Genomic DNA, 26102 nt, shown 5'->3' on the forward strand with positions numbered 1-26102 from the left:
CTCGAAAAGTATAAAAACGATTTCTTTTTACAGTTCATGAAGAAAGACACTAAGAATATATTCAAACCATTTTTATTCACCTTATTGTTAGTAGTATATAGTTTTTCCAGCTATGCAAATTATATACTCGTACCTATGGATAAAACACAAACAAATCACCTAAAAGCATACGGGATTACTTATTGGGTTTTACAAAAAGATGTAGAAGCAGAGTGGCTCTTAAATTATAGAGGAGGAAGCTTTCTCTTTAAATATGCACAAAGTTTCGAAAATGAAATGGTTGTGAGAGGGGTAAGTTATGAAGTTATTTCTGATGCCCAAGTTGTTCAGATAAAAAGAGAAATTGAACACCCAGAAGCAAATATGGATATTATGCGTTTGGATGTCCCTCCTAAAATTGCAGTATACTCTCCACCTGCTAAAATGCCTTGGGATGATGCTGTAACTTTAGTTTTGACTTATGCTGAGATACCATATGATGTTGTTTTTGATGATGAAGTAATTGCTGAACTATTGCCAAAATATGATTGGTTACACTTACATCATGAAGATTTCACAGGTCAATATGGTAAGTTCTTTAGAGCCTACGGTAGACAAAAATGGTATATTGATAACCAGAAGAAATTCGAGGCGTCAGCAAAAAAACATGGCTTTAATAAAGTATCTGAGTTAAAACTAGCTGTTGCTAAAAAAATCAGAGAGTTTACAGCTGGTGGAGGATTTCTATTTGCTATGTGCTCTGCAACAGATACTTATGATATTGCTTTATCTGCAGATGGTGTAGATATTTGTGATTTTATGTATGATGGAGATCCTGCAGACCCTAGTGCACAATCAAAACTTGATTACAGCCAAACGTTTGCCTTTAAAGATTTTAAACTTTATATGGATCCTTACAAATATGAATACTCGAATATCGACAATCAATATTATGAAAGAGGACTGACAGAAGGTAATGATTATTTCAAACTATTCTCATTTTCTGCAAAGTGGGACCCTATTCCAACAATGCTTTCTCAAAATCATGAACAGAATATTAAAGGGTTTATGGGGCAAACAACTGCTTTTAAAAAACAGTTAGTTAAATCTGATGTAATTGTACTTGGCGAAACAAGTGAAGCAAATGAAGTAAGATATATTCATGGCTCTTATGGTAAAGGAACATGGACGTTTTATGGAGGACATGATCCAGAAGATTATCAACATTTAGTAGGCGAAGAACCTACTGATTTAAACCTCCATCCAAACTCACCAGGGTATAGACTTATTTTAAATAATATTCTATTTCCTGCTGCTAAAAAGAAAAAGCAAAAGACCTGATCAAAACATGTATTTTTCGACTACAGATTTTTTGACTATTCTTTATTTTCTTTTCTGCGTTCCTCAATTACTTTTTTGGGGAATAATTACTCCATTAAACTTGTGGAAAAAAAAGGTAAAAATTAAATCTTTTCAAAAACCTGTCAGTGTAATAATTGCTGCTAGAAATGAAGAAAATTCACTTCCTAAACTTTTAAAGGCATTAGTTCTTCAAAAATATCATGATTATGAAATAATTGTAATAAATGATAGATCATCTGACAATACTGAAAAAATTATAGATGGTTTTGCTTTAAAATATCCGTCCATAAAAAAAATAAATATTGATACCCTTCCTCATAACAATAGTCCAAAAAAAAATGCTCTAACAAAAGGAATCGAATCAGCGAGCAACAAGTATTTATTATTTACTGATGCAGATTGTTATCCTTCCTCTTCTTTGTGGATTCAAGAGATGTCAAGTCAATTTATATCATCTGATTTGATACTAGGAGTAGGTTTATATACATGTAATGATAAAAGTAATGTAGAAGTATTTACACAATTTGAAACACTTCATACAGCTTTATTGTATACATCACTTTCCAATGTAGGCGTTAACTACATGGGTGTAGGCAGAAATATTGCTTATACAAAACAACTTTGGAAATCTGCAGATGGATTTGAGCAACATAAAACTATTTTAAGTGGAGATGACGACCTCTTTGTAAATCAGGTAGCAAAAAAAGAGCGTACAATAAGTTATTTCTCAAAAAAAGCGATAACTTACTCTAAGCCTCCAATTACTTGGAAAGAGTGGTTTAGGCAAAAAACGAGACATTTAAGTGCCGGATATCATTATAAATTTTCAAATAAATTGATATTAGGTACACTTAGCACTTCTCACATAGCAGTATATTTTATATATTTACTATTGTTACCACTTGAGGTAACAAATTTAATACACCTCTCAATACTATTCTTGATACGTATAATGTTAGTAATTATATGTTTCAAAAAGTTTTCTGCTGTTTTAGGAGAAAAAATTAAGTGGTGGAAAGTACCGATTTTGGACATTATGCTTATTGCATATCAAATTATAATTGGAGTATCCTCTGTGATCTCAAAGCGAAAAACATGGATTTAGACAGACAGTTTTCCCAAAAAGCGCTTGAAGATTTTGACTTAATAGACGAAGCGATTGAAGGTAACGAACAAGCTTACGCAAAGCTTATGGGACGTTATCGTAAATCTGTATATCATACAATTTTAAAAATGGTTAGAAATGTAGATGATGCAGAAGACTTAACAATCGAGGCCTTCGCTAAAGCCTTTAAAAATCTATCAAAATTTAAAAAAGATTACACATTCAGTACGTGGTTATTTAGAATTGCGTCTAATAATGCGATCGATTTTATTAGAAAGAAAAAATTAGAGACTTACTCTATTGATGCCGAAATCACTAATAAAGATGGCGACACAATGAGTATGAATATTCAAGATTCTGGTTTAACACCTCATGAAGAGGCTATTAAAGCACAGAAAATTCAAATTGTACATGAATTTGTAAGTTTGCTTCCTCCTAAATATCAACGTTTAGTAAAACTCAGGTATTTTGAAGAAAAATCTTACGATGAAATTGCTGCTGAACTTGAAGCACCTCTAGGTACAATTAAAGCACAATTACACAGAGCTAGAGAGTTGCTGTATGATTTGGCAAAGAATAGTAAAAACGTACTTTAAGCAAGTATAAAGAACAGCATTGATGTATAAAAAACGCAATGCTGTTTTTTTTATAACACATTGTGTTATTTTTGTATAAATCAGTTTTAATAATAATATATTAAAAATAGATTTTCTACATTTACATTGTAGTCTATTAGAGGTCATCATTTTGACCTTAGCGGTTATTCAAACAAACCAACTATCACAACATGAAATTAGCAATAGTAGGCGCCACAGGTCTTGTAGGCGAACAAATTCTAAAAGTATTAGATGAAAGAAATTTTCACTTTGATGAATTATTATTAGTTGCATCTCCAAGATCTGCAGGTAAAAAATTCTCTTACAAAGGAAAAGAATACACAGTTGTTACACCAGAACAAGCAATTGAGCAAAAACCAGACATTGCTATTTTCTCAGCAGGTGGTGGTACTTCATTAGAATATGCTCCTAAATTTGCAGAAGCTGGTAGTACAGTAATTGATAATTCATCAGCTTGGAGAATGGATCCTTCTAAAAAATTGATCGTTCCTGAAGTAAATGCTAAATCTCTTACTAAAGAAGATAAAATTATTGCAAACCCAAACTGTTCTACAATTCAAATGATTGTAGCAATTGGTCCTTTGCACGAAAAATATACAATTAAAAGAATCGTTGTTTCTACTTATCAATCAGTTACTGGTTCAGGTAAAGCTGCTGTTGATCAATTATTTGATGAAAGAGCAGGTAAAGAAGCAAATATGGTTTACCCTCATCAAATTGATTTAAATGTTCTTCCTCATATCGACGTATTCCAAGATAATGGATATACAAAAGAAGAGATGAAGATGATTAATGAAACAAAGAAAATTTTAGAGGATGACACTGTTAAAGTAACTGCTACTACGGTTCGTATTCCTACTGTAGGCGGTCACTCTGAATCAGTAAACATTGAATTTGAAAAAGAATTTGATGAAGCTGAATTACGTCAGATCTTAGCAGATTCTGAAGGAATCATTGTTCAAGACGATCCTTTAAATAATGTCTATCCTATGCCTCTTACATCACATAACAGAGATGAGACTTTTGTAGGTCGTATCCGTCGTGATGAAACACAAGAGAAAACAGTAAACATGTGGATTGTTGCAGACAACCTACGTAAAGGTGCTGCTACAAATACTGTTCAAATTGCTGAATACCTAGTAGCAAGCGGTTTAGTATAAGCACATCCTATTAATTAATAGATTTTCAAAAAGACTGAAATAATACAGAAGTATTATTTCAGTCTTTTTTTGTTAAAGAAAGTTGAGGAATTTTAAAAAGACATATAACAATTTATCATTCTCATCAAATTAACTACTGTTTGTCAATCATATAACGATTCTTTTGTAGCTTCGTGATTCTATTATAAAAAATTGCTACACCAAGTTTTAATCTATAAATAATTTCAAAATTGGAACAAAATATAAAAAAAGGAAATCCCTTTGCATTAATACCCTTATTAACTTTTTTAGTAAGTTATTTAGCAATCTCAATCATTACAGGTGATTTTTACAAAATGCCTGCAACAGTTGCTTTCCTATTAGCATCAATAGTTGCAGTTGCAATGAATACGAAAGTATCTATTAAAGAAAAAATTAATATCTATGCTAAAGGTATGGGGCATTCTGATATTATGATGATGACTTTAATATTTCTTCTTGCTGGAGCTTTTGGTAAAGTTAGTAACACAATGGGAGCCATAGATTCTACAGTAAATCTTGGTTTAACCTTTTTACCAAGTAATATTCTTATTGCTGGTCTATTTGTCATCGCTTGTTTTATTTCTATATCAGTAGGTACATCTGTAGGAACAATTGTAGCTATTGCTCCAATTGCTGTAAACATTGCCGAAAAAACTGGTATGCCTGTTGGGATAGGCTTAGGTGCTGTTATAGGTGGTGCTATGTTTGGTGATAACCTATCAATGATTTCTGACACTACCATTGCAGCTGCACGAACTCAAGGTGCTGAAATGAAAGATAAGTTTAGAGCAAATATTAAAATTGCACTTCCTGCAGCATTAATCACAATAGCTATTTACTTAGTAACTACAAGTGATATTTCATTAGATTTATCTGGTACTTATGAATATTCTTTTATTAAAGTATTACCCTATATAGTTGTGTTAATAGCTGCCCTTGCCGGCTTGAATGTTTTTATAGTATTAATAGTCGGAACTCTTTTATCTGGAGTTATAGGTATTTACTTAGGAAGTTTTGATATATGGGGACTTATTGCTGCTACATCAGATGGCTTTTTAAGTATGGCAGATACTATAATATTATGCCTTATGATTGGAGGTGTAGTAGCTCTTACTCATTTTAACGGTGGTATTGATTATGTAATATATTCAATCACTAAACGTATAAAAAATGAAAGAGGTGGAGAATTAGGTATTGCACTATTGATTATACTAATTGACATGTGTACTGCTAATAATACAATTGCAATTATAATCGGGGGTCCTATTGCTAAAGAGATTAGTACTAAATATAAAATAGAACCCAAAAGAGCTGCAAGTATACTCGATACATTTTCTTGTTTTACACAAGGTTTAATCCCTTACGGAGCTCAAATTTTAGTAGCTGTAGGTGTTGCAAAAGTCATTACTCCTTTAGGAATTATACAATATTTATATTACCCATTTATCTTAGGAATATGTGCTTTAGCATATATATTTCTAATGAAAAGAGATAAAGGAATTAGTAATTAATTTTTAAAACAATATAAAAATCCCTATTATCAGAATAGTATCTAATAATAGGGATTTTTTTATAAAGATAAATTTATATTGATAATTTCTCCTTCATGAATTTTAATCTCTTTTGTATATGAATTACAATTCATTTCATTTTCTTGATCTAGTAAAGTAATTTCTACTTTATAAGTCCCATTAGATAAATTTTTTATTGTCTCAGTACCCGCTCCTCGATATGAATATTTCTCACCATCAAATACAACTTCAACTGGGTTTAAATATTTCTCATTGTCTAGGATATCCCATTTAAAAATAACAGTTCCTCCATTAATTTCAGGAGAAGATCTAATTGTTACTATACTATTACTAGCTTTAACGGTGGTAGTTTCGTCAATAAAGTTTATACTAATACTTGTAAAGAAGAAACACAATACTCCAAAGGCTACTTTTTGCATTATGTTCATTAGTTATGTAGGTAAAGATTTTTTACTATTTAAGTAAAAACATAAATACAGAAACTAAGCCAATAGAGATTTTGAAAACATAATAAGTATAAACAAAAAAAATCTCAACCTATTAAAAAGATTGAGATCAATTTTACTGTAAAATACAGTTCTATATTATTTTCCTGCTAATGCTTCCGCACCACCAACAATTTCAAGGATTTCATTAGTAATTGCAGCTTGACGAGATCTGTTATAATCTAGTTTCAATGCATTTAGTAATTCACCTGCGTTTTCTGTCGCTTTATCCATTGCTGTCATACGAGCACCATGTTCAGCCGCATTCGAATCAAGCAAGTGTGTATAGAAGTTGATCTTTAAAGTTTTAGGGATCAATTCAGATAGAATTTCTTCTTTATCTGGTTCAAAAATGTAGTCAGCCTCTTGGTTGCTACCATCTGATTCCGTTACAACGTCTAAAGAGAAAGGTAAAAATTGCTTAGAACGAACAATTTGTGTTGCCACATTTTTAAATTCGTTATATACCATTATTACCTTATCAAACTTTCCTGAAATGTAGCCATCCATAGCATATTCAGCTGATTTTCTAGCTTCTTCAAATGTTACATTATGGAAGAAGTCAACAAAGTCACTATTCAATTCAAAATCTCTTCTTTTGAAGTAATCTTGACCTTTAGATCCAATTGCTAATACTTCTACTCTACCTGCCTTATCTAGAGAAGAATATTCTTCTTTGATTAAACGAGTAGCTTCTTTTGTAATGTTTGAGTTAAAAGCTCCAGCTAAACCACGATCGGAAGTAACCGCAATTACAAGAACGCTTTTCACTTCATCATGTGCCTCAACGAATGGGCTAGAAAAGTCGTTACCAAGAGCCGCTGTAACGTTATCAAGTATAGCCTCAAGCTTATTAGCATAAGGTCGCATACCTATTACACGGTCTTGAGCTCTACGCATTTTTGCAGCCGAAACCATTTTCATTGCTTTCGTAATCTGCTGCGTTGAGTTAACAGAGGTGATCCTCTCTTTTACTTCTTTAAGACTAGCCATTTTCTTCTGAGTAATAAAAAGTGAATTAGCAACAGAATATATTTATATAATATATCTGTTGCTAATTTCTATTATAATTATCCCTTGTGGTTTTGAGCAATTTCCTCTCCTACTTTACGTAGAACAGCAATTTGTTCATCACCCCATTTGCCTGAAGCAATTGCTTGCATTGTTTCTGAATACTTAGTTTCTAAAACGTCTAAATATTCAAATTCAAAAGCTTTTACTTTTGTTTCAGCAACTGGATCTAAAATACCATTTGTACCTGCCCAAATGATAGCAACTTGCTTCTCAACAGTGTAAGGGTTAAACTGGAATTGTTTTAGAATTTCAGTGTTCTTACGACCACGGTCGATTGTCAATTTAGTTGCTGCATCTAAATCAGAACCAAATTTAGCGAAAGCCTCTAATTCACGGAATTGAGCTAGATCTAGTTTTAAAGAACCAGATACTTTCTTCATTGGTTTAATTTGAGCGTTACCACCTACACGTGAAACTGAGATACCAACGTTCATTGCTGGACGAATACCTGCATTGAATAAGTTAGTTTCTAAGAATACCTGACCATCTGTAATAGAGATCACGTTTGTAGGAATATATGCTGATACATCACCAGACTGAGTTTCAATAATTGGAAGGGCAGTTAAAGATCCACCACCTTTTACCAAATGCTTGATCGACTCAGGAAGGTCGTTCATATTTTTTGCAATTTCGTCTGATGTGTTTACTCTTGCAGCACGCTCTAATAAACGAGAGTGAAGATAGAATACATCACCAGGATATGCTTCACGTCCTGGAGGACGACGAAGAAGTAATGACACCTCACGATAAGCAACTGCTTGCTTAGAAAGGTCATCATAAACAGCTAAAGCAGGACGTCCAGTATCACGAATGAACTCACCAATAGCAGCACCTGCAAAAGGAGCAAAGTATTGCATTGGAGCTGGGTCTGATGCGTTAGCCGCAACAACTACTGTATATTCCATTGCTCCAGCTTTTTCTAAAGCTTGAACAAGAGATGAAACTGTTGATGCTTTTTGACCAATAGCTACATAAATACAGTATACAGGTTCTCCTTTATCGAAGAACTCTTTTTGGTTGATGATTGCATCAAGACAAACTGCTGTTTTACCTGTTTGACGGTCCCCAATGATTAATTCACGTTGGCCACGTCCAATAGGTGTCATAGAGTCAATAGACTTGATACCTGTTTGCATTGGTTCATCTACTGGCTGACGGTACAATACACCTGGAGCTTTACGCTCGATAGGCATTTCATAAGTCTCACCTTGGATAGGACCTTTGCCATCAATAGGATTACCTAAAGCATCGATAACACGTCCAAACATACCTTCACCTACATTAATAGATGCAATACGTCTTGTACGTTTTACTGTATCACCCTCTTTGATATCTGTGTATTTACCCATAATTACGGCACCTACATTATCTTCTTCGAGGTTCAATACCATACCTACGACACCTGACTCGAACTCGATTAACTCGCCAGCTTCAGCATTAAGCAAGCCATAAATACGAGCAACACCATCACCTACTTCTAAAACAGTTCCCACTTCTTCTAAATCAGAAGAAGCTTTAAAACCTGTAAGCTGTTCTTTCAGGATCGCAGACACTTCATCTGGTCTAACTTGAGCCATTTTGTATCTGGATTTGAATTTTGACTATTCTTTACTAAAAAAAGTATCCTAAACTTCTAAAGGATACTTAAGTTTTTCTAATTACTAAAAGCTACTTTCAATTGTTGCAACTGTGTTTTAACAGAGCAATCCAATTGCATATCGCCAACAGTAAGGATGTAACCACCAATGAGACTAGAATCAACTTTTTCTTCTAGCTCAACTTTTTTACCTGTAGATTTTGTTACTTTATCAAGTAACAATGCTTTTGAATCAGCTGCTAAAGGTGAAGAAGTTACTACAGTAGCTCTTTGGATATTTTTTACAAGATCAAATTCAGCTAAAATAGATTGCATAATCTGTTTTAACGCTGAAGTTCTATTCTTGTCAACAACTAAGTTGAATAACTTCTGTGTCAGTTCACTTACCTTTGCTGAAAAAATCTCTTTAAGGATAGCTGCTTTTTTATCGGCTTTAATAATAGGGCTATTTAGCGCATTTGCTAAATCTCTACTACCGTTGATAGTATCCAAAACTAAATTTGCATCTTCATACAATTTGTCTTGATCTTGTCCCTGTAATGCTACCGATACAAATGCTTTTGCATATCGAGATGCTACTCTAGATTCTGCACTCATGGTTATGATTTATGTACAGTGAGTTCAACTCACGTGTGTATCTTATTAAACTTAGATCTTAGCGCTTTCAACTAACTCTTTTACAAGTTCTTGTTGTGCGGTATCATTAGATAGTTGCTTACGAACTACTTTTTCAGCTATTTCTAGTGAAAGTTCTGCTACAACACCTTTGATGTTTGCTAACGCGTCTCTTTTTTCTGCCTCGATAGAAGCTTTAGCTTCAGTCATGATTCTTGAAGCTTCTGCTTTAGCAGCATCACTTGCTTCATTTACCATTTCATCAGCTCTAACTTTAGCCGCATTGATAATTTCTTCTCTTTCAGCACGAGCAGCATCTTTCATCTTCTCGTTATCAGCCTTAAGTTGTTCAATATCAGCTTTAGCTTGTTCCGCACTCTTAAGCGCGCTATCAATAGAATCTTCTCTATCCTTAAGTGCCTTAGAAATTATCGGAACGATTTTCTTTCCAATAATTAAGAACACTACTAAAAAGAATAAAGTGTTCCAAAATATAAGGCCTATACCTGGAGTTATTATATCCATCTTCGATTATATTTTGCGTTGTGCGTTCTGACGTTTCTTTGTTGGAAGATACCCATCGCCGGGCAAACCCCTTAAGCGATGGATATCCAAACAAAATGTTTCTTCAGTTAGGGATTAACCTAAACCGATCAATAGACATACTACTACTGCGAAAAGTGCAACACCTTCAATCAAGGCTGCTGCGATAATCATTGTAGTTTGTAAGTTACCAGCGATTTCTGGTTGACGAGCGATAGCTTCTACTGCGCTACCACCAATCTTACCAATACCAAGACCTGCACCAAATACTGCAAGACCTGCACCAATCGCAGCACCTAATTGACCTACGTTACCACTTACTTCTAGTAAAATTGAAAGTAATGACATTTGAAATTTTGTTTAAATAGTTTTAAAAAAGAAACGTATATGAAGCTTTCGCTTAGCGCGAATATCATTCATTTTATTGATTACATCACCAAAATTCGAGTTAATTAACTCAAATACAGCTAGTTTAGTAATTCCTAGTGATGTTCAGCAACTGCTGAACTAATAAATAATGCAGAAAGCATTGTGAAAATATATGCTTGTAATACAGCTACAAATATTTCCATAAAATATAATGGAATGATGATGAAAGAGGCTACACCTCCAACCCATGCTGCTTCCAAAATAAACACCAATGACATAAATGATAATAATACAATATGTCCACCAGTAATGTTCGCGAACAAACGAAGCATTAAGGCAATAGGTTTAGTAAAAATACCAATAAGTTCGACTGGAATCATAATCGGTAATAACCATACTGGAACGCCTGGAGTTGCAAAAATATGGCTCCAATAGTTCTTATTAGCACTTAGATTAGTAACTAATAATGTGATTACTGCCATAATCATTGTAAATGATATATTTCCTGAAGAGTTTGCTCCACCTGGTAATAACCCCATAAGGTTATTAATAAGGATAAAGAAGAACAGTGTCAGTAAATAAGGCATAAACTTCTCTGTTTTACTTCCTAAGTTAGGTTTAATCACCTCGTCTCTCATATAAACAATAAGAGGTTCGAAAAATGATTGAACTCCACTTGGTGCTTTACCAGCATTTTTCTTATATCCTTTTGATATTGCACTAAACAATAAAATTAGAATAATTGCTGACATTCCTGTCGAAGCTGCATTCTTTGTTAATGAGAAATCATAAACTTTTCCCTCATCAACTCTAGAAATATGCTCGTGATGCATTTCATAAGTAGCATACTTACCTTTTACAGGTTTGTGATGATAAAATTCGCTTGACGCAAATACATCAACACCTTGCCCAGGTACATATAATATTACGGGTAACGTAATACCATAATGATGTTCGTGACCATGATCATCAGCTACTGTTGCAAACGTCCAATTATGTTCGTCTTTAACGTGATGTAAAATCGTCTCTACTGGATTATACTCTTTGATATGAATCTCTTTAGATTCACCATGACCATCACTCGCAAGTAATGTTTGTGTTGAAAGTGCTGAAAAAAGCACTGCTAGCAATGCTAAGCGTCTGTAAAAAGAATAAAAAATACTTTTCATTATTATAAAATCACTCATTACCTGATTTACCCTGCAATTTAGGAAAGAGACATACAATCTCAAATATTGTATACGCAAAATAAAAAAAGAAGAAACTTAATATGAAAGCTAATTTCTCGTGTTTGTCTGCGTCTGCAAAAATAAAAAACAAAGTAAAAACGGTTAAAGATAGTAAAACCCTTATAAAAACCGTTGCCACATAAAATCCATGAAAAATTTCCCCATCACCAGATAAGGCTCCTAAACATGTAATCTCATACGACATTACCGCTAAAAATGCATTGAATACAATTTCAATATAAATAAAGCGGCCTAAATCTAACCCCATTAACTCTATTATCCATACACCTACTGAAAACAGCATTGATATTTTTAATAGACCTATATAGAAACGTGCTCGTAAACTTCGTTGCATATATTTTTTTCAGCCCAATCAGCCGAATCGATTGCAAACATAATGTAATAGCTTTTAAACGCAAAGCATGTTTTAATCATTTTTCATAAAAACCGTCATCTTTACCTTTTTTTTTAATATTCTGCTCTTTTTTTCGCGAAATTTTCCGCAACCCATTGATAAGGATGAATAATGAAGCAAAAACTCCAAACAAAAGAAAACCAATAGTAAAATAAGGACCATTGGTTTTCAAGTACTCATCAAGGTACTTTCCAATGTAGGCACAAACCAATAATGTGACTATCATTTCAGTACTCACAGAAGAATATTTCAAAAAAGTTGAATACTTTTTTGCGGCTTTTGACGCTTTTTCTGAAAATTCAGATTTATTGTGCTTCTGTTGTTTCATTATCTTCTACCTTTTCAGCTTCTGAAGAATTCTCTGAAGTTGCTAACAAAGGTCTAGATTCGCCCATATGACATTGACCATTAAAGATTGCTCCTGGATCAATTGTAAGCTTTTTAGTAATAATATCACCATGAATAACAGCAGATGCTCTTAAAACTAAATTTTCTGCAACTTCTATTTTTCCATGAATCTCACCCTCAATCTCAGCATTTTGAGCAAAGATATCACCCTCTACTTGTCCTTCACTTCCTAAAAACAATTTAGAATGACAGTGTAAGTTACCAATTAACTTACCATCCATTCTTAAAATACCATGCGTCTCAACGTCACCTTTTAATGTAGTTCCTTGTCCAATAGTATTATTGGTTACATTACTTGGTTGCTGTGTTGGAGCAATTTTATCTTCGTTATTTCCAAATAAACCCATAGTTTCTAAATTTAATTTATATCGTTATAGTAGTACGTTCTATATATGTTTAAGATCATTATTCAAAAGAAATAAAATCCAATGGGTCTACAGGATTACCATTTACCCAAAGTTCAAAATGCAGATGTTGCCCATCCGTCATCTCTCCACTATTCCCAATAATTGCTATAATATCACCAGTTCTTACAGTCTCACCTACTTTTTTAAGTAGAACAGAATTATGTTTATAAAACGATATAACCTGTCCTCTGTGTTGAATACCAATTACATAACCAGAATCTTGAGTCCAAGATGCTAATATTACAGTTCCTTCAGAAATAGCTGTTATTCCTTCATTTCTTTTTGCTAAAACATCTACACCATAATGTCCTTTTCTAATATCAAATTTTTTGGAGAGAACTCCATTTGATACAGGGGGAAAAAAGAATACATCATCATAACTTGCTGTAGTTAATTGCGAAGGTGCAGATTTAAGTTCTAAATCTTCAAATTCACTTCTAAAAAGTGAATCTACAGGATCAATTTTTTTAAGGTCTACTTCAATATTTTCTACTTCTCCTTGTTTTACTATATTGGCTTTAATGTCTTCAGCATCTTCTACTTCACCATCAATAATAGCTTTAATTGACGCCATATATACATCTTTTTCATCTGATGCTACTTGAAGAGAGTCAACTGTTTTTTCCATTTCAATCAGTCTTCTATCTGCCTCTCGGTAAGCTACTCTTGGATCATAGACTTTTGCTAATACTGTTGTAGCAAGAATAAAACTTAAACCGCCTAAAACAGTAAATACAATCCCAAACAACAATAAGATTTTTACATAACTCAATCTATATGCTGCTCGTTCCGCAAATGTTTCTTCATCTCTTACTACGAGAACAAATCTGGTGGTTAGCCACTCTGATAATGTTTTCCCTTGTTTCTTCATGTAATATATTTCTTCTTATGTTTAAGAAGTTAATCGGCGGTAAATTTACAATAAATGCGCATTTTCTTTGCATTTTGTTTGTAACTATTGAATTATTATAACTTTTAGGTGAATAAAAACTGTAAATTAGCTAATTATATATATAAATTTTAGCATAACCGCTAGTCAAAAATGAAGCAAACTTTTCTAAAACATATAAATAAATACTTTTTTAAATCAATATTTCTCACTCTTCTTTTTATAAGTGGAAGTTGTCAATTTTATCATGACACAGCTACGCATTACAATTCTTACTTTTTAGCTAAAGAAGGAATGGATTTATTTGAGCAAGAAATTTTTGATGAAAATGTAGATGATTATAATGATGTACTTTCAATTCTAATTCCTATTGATTCAAATAAAACATTGTCTCACAAAGATCAATTAGATTATATCATCACAAAAGCTTCAAGACCCATCAAGTTTCATAAAACTAGTGATTGGATTGATGAATGCTACCTTTTAGTAGGTTGGGTTAGATTATATGAAGAAGATTATGATAATGCATTAACTACATTTAAATACATCAATGCTAAATTTCCTGACCCGAACAGTAGACATGCTGCTTTGAATGCCTTATTAAGGATGTTTATAGAACTTGATGAAGAAGCCAACATGACTTTGGTTAAAGACATTATAAAACAACAAAAACAACCTTACAATAAATTAAACACAAAAGAGTATCATTTAAACTTAGCACATTACTATAGAAATAAAATCAATTTTAAAAAGTCTATACAACACCTAAGACTTGCTGTTGACTTGGAAGAAAACAAACATAAAAAAGCGCGCTATTATTTCATCTTAGGACAAATGTTTGAAGAAGAAAACAAAATTGATGATGCATACAAAGCTTATTCAAAAGCTGAAAAACTAGCTAAAACTAATGAGCTAGAGTTCCAATCTGACATTAGTGCATATAGTATGCAACCTGTTGATTTTAATGATGAAAAACAGGCTAAGAAGATTCAAAAATACTTTGATAAAAAACTCAAAGATCATAACAATTGGGACAATAGAGATAAAATCTATTATGAAATGGGGCAGTTTGAATTAAGGAAACCAGATTATGATAGAGCACTAAATAAATTTAATGAATCTGTTCAGGTTAGTACATCAAATAAAATTCAAAAAGGTCACTCTTACCTTGAGTCTGGGATAATATATTATGATCAGAAAAAGGATTACATCGCTGCATCTGCATATTATGATAGTGCAATTCAAAATTTTGATGAGTCTGTATATGGTTATGAAGAAATAAAAGAGAAAGCAGAATATTTGAGAGATTTAGCGAAATACATCAAAATAATTAATGATCAAGAGCGTCTTCTTCAATTATATGACATGAACGATGAAGAACGTTCTACTTTTCTAGAAGAAGAATATCAAAAAGAAAAAGATGAAATTATTTTAAGAGCTCAATATGCTAAAGAAAATGAAAAGAGAAAGCAACGTCCTGCTACTGCTGAATCTGCATCTTTTAGTAATAAAGAAACTAAAGAATTTTACTTCTACAATACCACAGCTGTTGCACAAGGAAAAGCTCAATTTCTAAAAAACTGGGGTTCTAGACCTTTAGAAGATAACTGGAGGCGTTCAAATAAAATGGACTTTGCATCAAATGATTCTAACTCTCCTGAACAAGGAAATACTTCTTCAGAAACAAAAGGAAAGAGTCCTAAAAATAATGCGAATAATGACGAAGAGGAAAATGTTGATCTTTTTGCTAATTTGAAATCAGTGGAAGAGAGAAAACAAGAAATCCCAACTTCTGATGAAGAGTTAGTAGGTATTAATAAAAAATTAGCTGATGCTCTTTTTGAATTGGGTAAAGTATATCTATATAAGGTAAAAACTCCTGATAATGCTCTTACAAATTTCCATCGCTTCTTGGATAATTACCCTGAAGATGAGAATGCATATGAGGTTGCATATCTAATCTATGTTATTTGTTTAGATTATGAAGATTGTGATTCTGATGTTGCTAAAAAATATTTAATTGATAACTATCCAGACTGTTTATACTCTAAAGTATTGGTAAACCCTAATTATGTTAAGGAAACAAATGAAAGAGAAAACTACATTAGAGATCTCTACGCTTCTGCCTATAACTTATATTTAAGTGGAAATTATAATGCTTCTGATAAAAAATTAAATGAACTTTTAAACGACTTCCCTCAAAATACATATGAAGAAAAAGGGCGCTTTTTACGTGTTTTGTTAGTAGGAAGAACAACTAAATATTACAAGATCTTTAAGAAATCTTTAGAAGATTACTTAAAAATATATCCTGAAGGGGAATTCTCTACTATTGCAGAAGGCATGTTAAATGAAATAACAGAAAATAGGTTGAAGAATGGTTACATTCCTGGCAGGTATCATGATTTTGAAATCACTATTGATGAATAATATGATTTATTGATTTATAAGTTTAGTTTTGTATTGATTTTTTTGAAATAGATGTTATCAATTGATTGAATAAATCAAACCTTTAAAAATAGATTAACTAAATTGCTGTTTAATTATTAATCTATATTGACATCTTTAAGTTTAAGTACTGAATATTAATAACATATGTATTTAAAAGCCATAAAAGCACTTTGGGTACTTTTTATAGTAGGCATCGTAAGTGCTCTTCTTTTAGGATTTTCTTTAACAAATAACTGGTTTAACCTTTACGGTGAACTCCCCGATCCTAGTATTTTAGAAAACCCTAAGAGTGAATTAGCTTCTGAACTATACTCTGCAGACGGCGTATTATTAGGTAAGTATTTCCGTAAAAACCGTACAAAATCAGAATATGATGATTTATCTCCAAATCTAATTCATGCATTGTATGCATCTGAAGATATTCGTTTTAATGAACATAGCGGAATAGATTTTAGAGCCACATTAGCTGTACCCTATTACCTCTTTAAATATATTGTTTTAGGAGGACAAAAAAGAGGGTCGTCTACAATTACACAACAGTTAGCAAAAAACCTTTTTAAGATTCGTAATGAAGCAAATTTAAAAGGGCGTTTATCTGATGTTAAAGGCGTTAATCTTGTCATCAATAAATTTAAAGAATGGGTAGTAGCTGTAGAGTTAGAAACTTCTTATACTAAAAGAGAAATTTTAACTATGTACCTGAATACTGTGGACTTTGGGTCAAATGCATTTGGTATTCATGTTGCATCAGAAACTTTCTACGGCGTATCTCCAGATCAATTAACAATCCCTCAAGCTGCTACTTTAGTTGGTATTTTACAAGCACCATCTTTTTACAGCCCTAGATATCATCCTGATAGAGCAATTTATGTAAGAAATAAGGTAATCTCTCAGATGGAAAAGTATAATTACATTTCTGATAAGACATCTAAAGAGTTAATGGCAGAAGATCTAAACCTTAATTATAATGTTGAAAATCATAATAAAGGTATTGCTCCATATTTCCGTGCAGAAGTAGTGAAAGATTTAATTAGATACTGCCGTGAAAATGGTTTTGATTTATATGCTGATGGTCTAAAAATTTATACTACCATAGACTCTCGTATTCAAAAATATGCAGAAAGTGCTGTTGATAAACATATGAGAGAACAGCAAGGACTATTTGATGAACATTGGAAAGGACATGGTGAGCCTTGGAGAGATAGAGAAGGTGAAGTTATTCCTAACTTCTTAGCTCATTCAATTAGAAGAACAGCTGTTTATAAAACACTAAGAAAGCAAATAGGTAATGATTCTCTTGCGATAGATAAGCAATTGAAAGTGAAGAAAAAGATGAAAGTCTTCACTTGGGATAATAAAACCTTCGAAAAAGATACTCTAATGAGTTCTTACGATTCTTTAAGATACTACAAAATGTTCCTACAAATTGGTATGATGTCAATGGAACCTCAAACTGGTAAAATTCGAGCTTGGGTTGGTGGTATAAACTACAAATACTTTAAGTATGATCATGTTAGACTAGGATATCGTCAACCAGGTTCTACATTTAAGCCATTCTTATACTCAAGAGCGTTAGAAGATCGTTTCCAACCTTGTTCTCCAATTACGGATGTTCCTATTACATTTACTGCTGAAGAAGCTATTGCTGATAAACCTTGGACTCCTAAAAATGCAGATTATTATAGTGGTAAAACTTATACGTTGAGACAAGCAATGTCGAGATCTATAAATACAGCTGCAGCATATCTTGTAAAAGAGCTTACTGCACGAGAATTAGCAAAATATTCTGCCGACAAATTTGGCTTTAGATATATACGTGATCAAATGTTTGATTACATGGTTACTGACGATGAGCGCAAAAGAGGTATTACTGGATATAATAAAAAATATATTAAAGGTGTTCCTTCTTTATGTTTAGGTACTGAAGATGTCTCTGTTTATGAAATGGTGACTGCTTATTCTGTATTTATTAATAAAGGTACTTGGACGGAACCTCAATTTATTACTCGTATCGAAGACAAAAATGGTAGAGTTTTAAAAGAGTTTATTCCTAAAAAGAGGGAAGCTTTAAATGAAAAAACCGCATGGTTAATGACTTATATGTTAAGAGGTACTTCTGAAGAAGCAGGAGGTACAGCTCTTCGATTAAATCGTTATAACTTTAAAAGAGATAAGAAAACAGGTGCTGTTTATCATGTTGGTGGTAAAACAGGTACAACTGCAAACTTCTCCGATGCTTGGTTTATGGGCTTTACTAATGATTTAGTAACTGGTGTATGGTGCGGTGGAGAAGATCGAAGTGTTCACTTTAGAAGTATTAAATATGGACAAGGTGCTAGACAAGCACTCCCAGCATTTGCTTACTTTATGGAAGATGTTTACGGAGATAAAAAACTTTGTAGAGATCTTGGTTACAAAAGAGGTTTGTTTCCAGAACCCTCTAAACCAATTGGCGTAGAGTTAGATTGTAGTAAATATGATGCAGAAAACTTTGGTGAGTTTGGTGCTGAAGCAGATTCTACTTTAGAAGATGAATATGTGACACCAACTGAAACTGACGATGGTATTTTGTAATAAATAAGATTTATTAAAAGAAAAACGAGATTAATTATTAGTCTCGTTTTTTTTATGTATTAATTTAGGGATGCACTTAATAATAATGTGACTATACAATTATGGAGCTTACTGTAAAAGACAAATCTGCAAACTTAGATATTAAAATTGAACCTTTCAGAAGTTCAATTAGAACTACAAAGCCGCATAAACATTATAAATACTTCGAAGTTATTTTTCTAGCTGAAGGTAATGGTTATCATACCATTGACAATGATACCTATGAAATAAAACCACCCGTATTGTTTTTTATGCGAAAAGAACAAATGCACCATTGGGAAATTACAACTCCTCCAAAAGGATATGTAATTATTATGAAGAAATCATTTTTAGAAAATTCTATTGATAAACAACTAGAAAGTTTTATTTCTGAAATTAGTAATCATGTATGTGTAGAGGTTGATGATAAAAAAAATCTTACCCAAATCTTTGAACTTCTCGTTGAAGAAGCAAAGAATCCATCAAAATATCAACAATCAATTATTGAAGGATTACTAAAAGCTCTTTTTGCCAAAACCTTAGTCAATACAAAACCTATTCAAAGTAAATTATCTAATCTTCCTCCACTTTATGCCTCTTTTAAAGAGCTATTAGAAAGTAATGAAAACATAAAAAACAGTGTAAATTATTATGCTGAAATTTTACATACAACACCTCAAAATTTAAATGCAATTTGTAGAAATGCTATTGGTTTATCTGCATCTAAATTAATTGCAGAATACATTATAAAAGAAGCAAAAAGGTTTTTACTATATACAAGTTTACCCGTTAGTGAAATAGCCTATGAGTTAGGGTTCAAAGATAACTCTCATTTTATCAAATACTTTAAAAGAAATACAGAGCAGACTCCTGCAGGTTTTAGAAGTCAAAAAGATTAATAAATCTTTATATCTCTCCTAAATTCTTAATTGTTCCATTAAATTTTCAAATAGACCTCTCTACTATCCTATTCATTTCACAAATTGCACACATACAATTAACTACTTATAAACAAATAAAATACTACCTAATTTTATCATGAAAAAAATAAACTTTCTATGCTTATTAGCACTTTTGTGTTCAATAAGTTATGGACAAACACGTTCGATTACAGGACAACTTATCGACCAAGAAACCAAAGAAACCATCCCTTATGCAACAGTTAAACTAATTGACCAAAATGATGAAATTACTAATTTTGGTAGTTCTGACTTTGATGGAAAATTCTCTATAAGTAAAATTAAAAAAGGCGAATATACTTTTGAAGCTACATTTGTAGGCTATCATACATTTAAAAGAAAAATATCAATATCTAACTCAAATATTCAGTTAGGTCCTTTATATGTGTCTCCAAATTTACAAGAGCTTGAAGAAGTTGTAGTTAAAGGAATGGGTGAAACGGTAAGTACCAAAATTGACAGAAAAGTCTATGCTGCTACAGATTTTGAAACTGCGAGAAGCGGTACTGCAACAGATATGTTGAATAAATTACCTTCAATATCTGTTTCTCCTGAAGGTGAAGTATCTGTAAGAGGCACACAAGGTTTTATGGTTTATATAAATGGTAAACCAACTCAAATAGATCCATCTACTTTACTTTCTCAAATTTCAGCAAACTCCATCCAAAACATTGAAGTTATTACTGTACCTTCTGCCAAATATGATGCACAAGGTAAAGCAGGTATTATTAATATTACAATTGATAAAAACGAACTAAATGGTACTTCAGTAAATGTTGGAGGAATGCTAGGAGGATCCCCTTGGCAAGATGGGGCCGAACCTTTGAGAGGTGGTGGAAACTTTAATATTGCTCATCAAAAAGATAAATGGTCATATACACTTGGAGCTAATTATCTAAGTAGAAATGTTGATGGTAAAAGAGAAGGAGAATCTACCATAAATCAATTTGAAGGACCATATAAAGGGGGAACTTATCATATGGATGCAGAAGGTGACCGACCTGAATATCACACGAACTATTCTGCAAATTTAGGAATTGGATATGATATTAATGATAATTCTTCTATTTCAGCATCTTATTTCTACGGTCATAAAAGCAATAAAAGAACTGCTAATTATGTTTATCACAATTATTATAATGATGCCAATGGAAATTTAATTCCAGGAACTAATGAATATATCTACAACCCCAATACTCATGAAAGATATGGTGAATTTCATACAGCCAATTTAGATTACAATATTCAGTTTGAAAATATGTCTAAGCTTACTCTTGGATTGGTATATGAACATTCTTCTTTAGGTGATGATCTTGATAATAAAAATCAAAAATACGATAATGAATCAGGAACGATTGGGGAAGTAACAACACATTATACGCAAACCACAGTTCAACCTTTAGATGGTATTCGTTTATCTATTGATTATGAAATGCCTATTGCAGATAATCAAACTTTATCTTTTGGAGCACAGCCTCAATTTTTAAAACAAACTGGTAATTATAATTATGATACCTTAAATACTAATGGAAGTTGGGATGTTCACCCTTACTCAAATAATTATAACTTAACGAGAGGTATTTATGCTACTTATGTAGATTATGGAGCTCATTGGGGGAAATTCAGTTTAAAAGCTGGGGTTAGAATGGAATACATGGACCAACGCATGGAAGTAGGTAATTATAATGTATTTCCTATCGTAGATATTCCAGAACAAGATGAATTTGTAGTTCAGAAATTGGATTTTTTCCCATCGATCAATCTTGATTATGAATTGACAGAAAATGACCGATTTATATTTGGTGCTAGCAGAAGAATTAATCGTCCCCCAACAAAAAACATGGCCCCTTTTCTATACAGAAGACATTATGAAGTGTATGAGGTTGGCGACCCAACATTAGAACCTGAATATGTAAACTTAGCGGAAATAACGTATAATAAATCAATTGGTAATCAGACAATAGGTGTAACAGCTTTTTATAGGGGTGTTGAAAATGCTGTTTTTAGGGTTAATACAGTTAATGCTGGAGAAAATGTACTTATGAGAAGTTATACTAATGCTGGTAACGATCAATCTTTAGGACTTGAATTAAATGCCAATTTTGATCTTGCTAAAAAGGTGAAATTATTTGTAGGAGGTTCATTATATCACTATTCTATTAATGGCGAAATTTACGACTACAACATAGATCAAAGTAGCATGAATTGGAGTTTAAAATCTACAATTAATGCTGATATTCATAAAACACTTTCATTAGTTTGGGATATAGATATTCAATCTGCAACAGTAACTGCTCAAGGACAAAATGATATGTTTTACATGAGTAATATTGCTCTTGTTTACAAACCTACTACCTTACCAAGTTGGACATTTACAGGAAGAGCAAATGACATTTTCCAATCTAATATTAAGGGGCTTGATACTACTGGACAAGATAGAATAACTGGAGAAGATGCCTTTTATCAAAGAACTACATATTATAGATACGGTCCTATTTTAGAAATAAGCGTTAATTATTCACTAAACTCTAAACCAAAGAAAAAAGCCAATAAAAATACCGTTTTTGGAGAGAAACAATTCTAATAAAAAAAGAGATTGCCGTTATTGGCAATCTCTTTTTTTATTTATTTTTTTATAAATTTCTTATGATATATTTCTCCATTATGTTGCTGTAATTTCAAAATATAAACTCCAGGTGGTAATGTCGAAACATCCATCACACCATTTATAAACTTTTGATTAAGTCCCATAATTTGTCCTGTAGATTTAAAAATCTCTACTTTATCAATAAGTTGATCTGATAAAATATGTAATTGATTTCCTTCTCCAGGGTTTGGAAATATAATTGGAGAATTAGAAATAATTTCCTCTTCTAAACTTGTAATTGAAGCATCAATTCGAACTGCATTTTGAAATTCTTTTTGAGTTGTTGATCCAATCACAAACATTGCTATTGATTTGTTTCCTTCAGTAGTATAAGATACTTCGTGAGGACCTGCACCATAAACTACAGATGGTACTGCATCTCCTTCTTCTCCAAAGTACCAACCAATTAAAGCTGTATCAGCATCAGAAGTGTTTGTAAAAGTTATATCCTGATTCAAACCGGCTTCCGTTTTATCAACAGAATAAGATAAAGAATTAACTTGAGGATTATAAGGTACAACTCTAAAATCGTCTAAAGCTAAACCTACTCCTCCACTCGAATCGGCATTTGCTCCGACAAAAAATAACCTAAAGGCTAATTGTTCACCTTCAAAACCTGCCAAAGGAATGTATTTGGTTTCCCAATTATTATTAGTTGAACCCGTAATTAATGGAATACCTTCTCCACCCCAATAGTCTTCAGAAGAAAACTCATTCGTCCAAGAAGGATCTGTAAAGTACCCTAATGGAAACCATGATTTTCCATAATCATCAGAATATTCTGTATACATTCCATCAACCTTATTTGCCACATCTTGTTTGATATTAAAAGAGAACATTTGAGTAGAATCTCCATTATTACTATCACCTGGTAAATCAAAAACAGAAGTATAAAGGTAGAACCCTGTAGGAATTTCATAAGCTGTAGTATCTGGTCCAAGTACGTATGCACTATCTCCACTTGTTGTTCCCGATTTTCCATCTACAGATGAATTACCTTTCTTTAAATCAGTTCCAGCTAAATTATATGGATAAAATAATAATTCATTCGACTCTAAATCTCCTCCATCTGAGGGATAAAAAGGAGCTTTCTTTTCTCCTAAAATAGCAATAGTATCTTGATAATTTGACGCAGCATTTCCATCAACTTCAAGAGAAACATAATAATTTCCTGCTGTTGCATATGTATGGGTTGGATTTTTATCTGTTGAGGTATTCCCATCACCAAAGTTCCAAGCATACGTTGTTGCTCCACCAGAGTTATAGATAAAATCAAGAGGTCTATTTATATATTCTACAATTGAAGGAGAAGTAAATTCTCCAGATGGAGCTTCTGATGTCACTTCAAAGTCTCTGATCATAAAGCCATCATCTGTATCTTGAATCTGAAAGGCTGATTCATGACGGTATATAAACCTAAATCGAACATTTTCCCCTGCCAAAAATGACACATTATATGCAGTTGAATCATTATCAAAGTTACCTAGCCAACCTGTTTGATCTTGAAAAATAATTGGATGGATAGCACATGCATCATCAGGAGATTTATTGTACCATCCTGTTCCTAATCCATCATTTGCTTCTCCTAAAAGTTTCCAAGTACCTCCATTATCTATTGTATATTGCATCTGACAAGCTGCCGGAGCATTACAATATGTAATATCCATACTCTTTGTAAAATGAATTTTATATTCTCTATTTGCTGTCGTTAAATCAAAAGTTGGTGTATATAGTATGGCAGAAAAAGACCTTAAGGGTACACCTCCACCAGATGTGGTAACCCAAACTGCAGAGTCTCCACTATTCAGTTCACTACCCCTAGCTCTTGCATGTTCCCATATATCGTTACCAGATCCACCATCTAAAAACATAGTTTCTGTTACAAAACCACCTGTATCTAATAAAAAGTCAGTTGCAAAAGGTACTGTTTCTGTTGGACTAGAAGGAGGTCCTTCAGTCATTTGAATACCTCTTCTAAATGTATTTTTTCTTCCTTGAGAATCTGTTACTGTAAGAGTAATAATATACGATCCTAATTCAGGAACATCTGTATAAATATGCCCTACAGTATCTGTTGTTGCAGTACTTGTTTGACTGTCTCCAAAATTCCATTCATATGTTAGACCATTCCCTATAGATAAGTTTTCAAACTCTAATTCTTGATTTAAAATACCATTATCAGATAAAATATTGAAAGCCGCTAAAGGTCGGTTTGCTAATAAAGCATCCATAGCAGCATCCATATTAATTCTACCTGCTCCTAAGCTATTCTGATAACCTGGGTTTCTAGGGTTAATATCTGTTGCTGTACCTAAAAGTAAAGCCTTTAACTGAATTGGTGATAAAGTAGAATCTTGTGTTTTAAGAAAAGCAGCAGCTCCTGCAACTAATGGGCAAGACATAGATGTACCTGTATATGGTGCATAGTCTCCTTTTGTATTTCCATTGTCTGCGGCTACTGTACTAATAATATCAGTACCTGGTGCCGAAATGTCAATCCATGAACCGTATTGAGAAGATGGAGATTTTACATCATTACTTGTTGTATTCGCAACAGCAATCACATTATTATAACCTGCTGGGTAACTTGCTAAGTTCACATTATCATTACCAGCTGCAGCTATAAAAAGCATTCCATCTTCAGTTGCTTCATCTATCATTCTTGAAACTGTTGCAGAATAAAAGTAACTTCCAAAAGACATACTCACTACATCCGCTTCCATTGCAATTGCATACATTAAGGCCTCCGTAGAATGGGTAATTACTCTTGCTGATGGTGTATCATCTGATGTTGCTTTAACAGCTAATAACTTTATACCATTATTCGATACTGAAGATACACCAATTCCGTTATTGGTTATTGCTCCTGCAATACCAGCACAATGTGTACCATGAGAGAATGTAAATCTTCCTGCTTGTGCTGCTGGAGGATTTGGATCTGGATCTCCATTATCATAAGTAGTTCCAGAAGCATCCCAACCATTATAATCATCAATATATCCATTACCATCATCGTCCTTTCCATTATTAGGAATTTCTCCTTCATTAATAAAAATATTTGATGATAAATCTTCATGAGTTATTAATACACCATCATCTACAATAGCCAAAACTATATCATTTTTTGGTGAATTAGCATTGTCAGTTTTTTTAGACCAAGCATCTATTGCTCCAACTAAATTAATATGATATTGGTCTGAAAATAACGGATCATTCGGGTCTGTAAATGTTTGTGGTAAAGGAACACTTTCTACATATACTACATTTTTATCCTTACTTAACTCATTTCGATAACGCTCTAAATCATTATCATTATAAAGTGTAATTTGAAGTACATCAGACACACTATGTTTTAAAACGCTCATTGGCTCTAAAACAGATTTTACTCGTGCATCTGTAAGTAATTTATATAACCTCTGTTTCTCTGATGAAACGAACTGAGGTTGACCACTTTCCATATAAGCATAATTTACATCATTTGCTTCTTTTAGTCTTACAAAAAGTTTTGCAGGAGCAGTCTGAATGGAAGGGCTTATCCATTTTTGGTTTGGATTTGAAATTGATTGTAACTTCTGAGCCTCAGCACCTCTTCCTAAAAAGAGACATCCAATGAGTACTAGAAGAAAAGAAAAATTCTTTATCATTG

General features: G+C 32.7%; 21 protein-coding genes. 9 read left to right on the forward strand and 12 right to left on the reverse strand.

Annotation, left to right across the window (positions count from 1 at the left end):
• The first annotated feature begins 36 nt into the window (after positions 1 to 36).
• The 5 genes from KM029_RS10205 to KM029_RS10225 all read left to right on the forward strand — a co-directional run bounded on the left by KM029_RS10205 (position 37) and on the right by KM029_RS10225 (position 5755).
• On the forward strand, positions 37 to 1320 hold the full coding sequence (locus KM029_RS10205; RefSeq protein ID WP_144073196.1) for an asparagine synthetase B: 1284 nt from the start codon (positions 37 to 39) through the stop codon (positions 1318 to 1320).
• Between the two features lie 7 nt (positions 1321 to 1327).
• On the forward strand, positions 1328 to 2446 hold the full coding sequence (locus KM029_RS10210; RefSeq protein ID WP_144073197.1) for a glycosyltransferase: 1119 nt from the start codon (positions 1328 to 1330) through the stop codon (positions 2444 to 2446).
• Entirely contained in the window at positions 2437 to 3042 is a 606-nt protein-coding gene (locus KM029_RS10215; protein WP_144073198.1) for a sigma-70 family RNA polymerase sigma factor, read from the forward strand. The genes KM029_RS10210 and KM029_RS10215 overlap by 10 nt, the downstream gene beginning before the upstream one ends.
• Positions 3043 to 3233: 191 nt before the next feature.
• Positions 3234 to 4223, forward strand: a complete 990-nt coding sequence (locus tag KM029_RS10220; RefSeq protein ID WP_144073199.1) for an aspartate-semialdehyde dehydrogenase — start codon at positions 3234 to 3236, stop codon at positions 4221 to 4223.
• A gap of 230 nt (positions 4224 to 4453) precedes the next feature.
• Positions 4454 to 5755: a Na+/H+ antiporter NhaC family protein gene (locus KM029_RS10225; protein WP_144073200.1), complete on the forward strand. Its 1302-nt coding sequence runs from the start codon at positions 4454 to 4456 to the stop codon at positions 5753 to 5755.
• Between the two features lie 59 nt (positions 5756 to 5814).
• Here the strand turns inward: KM029_RS10225 and KM029_RS10230 are convergent, their stop codons facing one another.
• The 11 genes from KM029_RS10230 to KM029_RS10280 form a co-directional block, all read right to left on the reverse strand.
• The gene (locus KM029_RS10230; protein ID WP_144073201.1) at positions 5815 to 6195 is read right to left on the reverse strand and encodes a hypothetical protein; all 381 of its coding nucleotides are present in this window, start codon (positions 6193 to 6195) and stop codon (positions 5815 to 5817) included.
• A 165-nt stretch (positions 6196 to 6360) separates the two neighbouring features.
• On the reverse strand, positions 6361 to 7254 hold the full coding sequence (atpG, locus tag KM029_RS10235) for an ATP synthase F1 subunit gamma (protein ID WP_144073202.1): 894 nt from the start codon (positions 7252 to 7254) through the stop codon (positions 6361 to 6363).
• 77 nt (positions 7255 to 7331) lie between these two features.
• Positions 7332 to 8912, reverse strand: a complete 1581-nt coding sequence (atpA, locus tag KM029_RS10240; protein WP_144073203.1) for a F0F1 ATP synthase subunit alpha — start codon at positions 8910 to 8912, stop codon at positions 7332 to 7334.
• Positions 8913 to 8989: 77 nt separating this feature from the next.
• A complete protein-coding gene (gene atpH, locus KM029_RS10245) occupies positions 8990 to 9529 on the reverse strand; it encodes an ATP synthase F1 subunit delta (protein ID WP_144073204.1) in 540 nt (179 codons plus the stop codon).
• A 51-nt stretch (positions 9530 to 9580) separates the two neighbouring features.
• Positions 9581 to 10072: a F0F1 ATP synthase subunit B gene (atpF, locus tag KM029_RS10250; protein WP_144073205.1), complete on the reverse strand. Its 492-nt coding sequence runs from the start codon at positions 10070 to 10072 to the stop codon at positions 9581 to 9583.
• Positions 10073 to 10186: 114 nt separating this feature from the next.
• Entirely contained in the window at positions 10187 to 10438 is a 252-nt protein-coding gene (atpE, locus tag KM029_RS10255) for an ATP synthase F0 subunit C (RefSeq protein WP_144073206.1), read from the reverse strand.
• A 134-nt stretch (positions 10439 to 10572) separates the two neighbouring features.
• A complete protein-coding gene (gene atpB, locus KM029_RS10260) occupies positions 10573 to 11628 on the reverse strand; it encodes a F0F1 ATP synthase subunit A (RefSeq protein ID WP_240050291.1) in 1056 nt (351 codons plus the stop codon).
• A 10-nt stretch (positions 11629 to 11638) separates the two neighbouring features.
• Positions 11639 to 12043 (reverse strand): hypothetical protein, encoded by a 405-nt coding sequence (locus KM029_RS10265; protein ID WP_144073208.1) that lies wholly within the window; start codon positions 12041 to 12043, stop codon positions 11639 to 11641.
• Between the two features lie 76 nt (positions 12044 to 12119).
• Positions 12120 to 12431 (reverse strand): AtpZ/AtpI family protein, encoded by a 312-nt coding sequence (locus KM029_RS10270; RefSeq protein ID WP_144073209.1) that lies wholly within the window; start codon positions 12429 to 12431, stop codon positions 12120 to 12122.
• Positions 12409 to 12858 (reverse strand): bactofilin family protein, encoded by a 450-nt coding sequence (locus KM029_RS10275; protein WP_144073210.1) that lies wholly within the window; start codon positions 12856 to 12858, stop codon positions 12409 to 12411. The genes KM029_RS10270 and KM029_RS10275 overlap by 23 nt, the downstream gene beginning before the upstream one ends.
• Before the next feature lie 58 nt (positions 12859 to 12916).
• Complete coding sequence (locus tag KM029_RS10280) at positions 12917 to 13789, reverse strand: M23 family metallopeptidase (protein WP_144073211.1); 873 nt, start codon at positions 13787 to 13789, stop codon at positions 12917 to 12919.
• Positions 13790 to 13960: 171 nt separating this feature from the next.
• On the opposite strand from KM029_RS10280, the gene porW reads away from it, so the two are divergent.
• The 4 genes from porW (at position 13961) to KM029_RS10300 (ending at position 22393) form a co-directional block, all read left to right on the forward strand.
• Positions 13961 to 16237, forward strand: a complete 2277-nt coding sequence (gene porW, locus KM029_RS10285; RefSeq protein WP_144073212.1) for a type IX secretion system periplasmic lipoprotein PorW/SprE — start codon at positions 13961 to 13963, stop codon at positions 16235 to 16237.
• Between the two features lie 165 nt (positions 16238 to 16402).
• Positions 16403 to 18832: a transglycosylase domain-containing protein gene (locus tag KM029_RS10290; protein WP_144073213.1), complete on the forward strand. Its 2430-nt coding sequence runs from the start codon at positions 16403 to 16405 to the stop codon at positions 18830 to 18832.
• Positions 18833 to 18933: 101 nt separating this feature from the next.
• Positions 18934 to 19749, forward strand: coding sequence for a helix-turn-helix domain-containing protein (locus KM029_RS10295; protein WP_144073214.1), 816 nt, complete (start codon positions 18934 to 18936; stop codon positions 19747 to 19749).
• Between the two features lie 139 nt (positions 19750 to 19888).
• Positions 19889 to 22393 (forward strand): outer membrane beta-barrel protein, encoded by a 2505-nt coding sequence (locus KM029_RS10300; RefSeq protein WP_144073215.1) that lies wholly within the window; start codon positions 19889 to 19891, stop codon positions 22391 to 22393.
• A gap of 41 nt (positions 22394 to 22434) precedes the next feature.
• On the opposite strand, the gene KM029_RS10305 is transcribed toward KM029_RS10300, so the two are convergent.
• The gene (locus tag KM029_RS10305) at positions 22435 to 26100 is read right to left on the reverse strand and encodes a S8 family serine peptidase (protein WP_144073216.1); all 3666 of its coding nucleotides are present in this window, start codon (positions 26098 to 26100) and stop codon (positions 22435 to 22437) included.
• Between the last annotated feature and the right edge of the window lie 2 nt (positions 26101 to 26102).

Origin of the sequence: Flammeovirga kamogawensis, assembly GCF_018736065.1 — a bacterium.
Classification (GTDB): domain Bacteria; phylum Bacteroidota; class Bacteroidia; order Cytophagales; family Flammeovirgaceae; genus Flammeovirga; species Flammeovirga kamogawensis.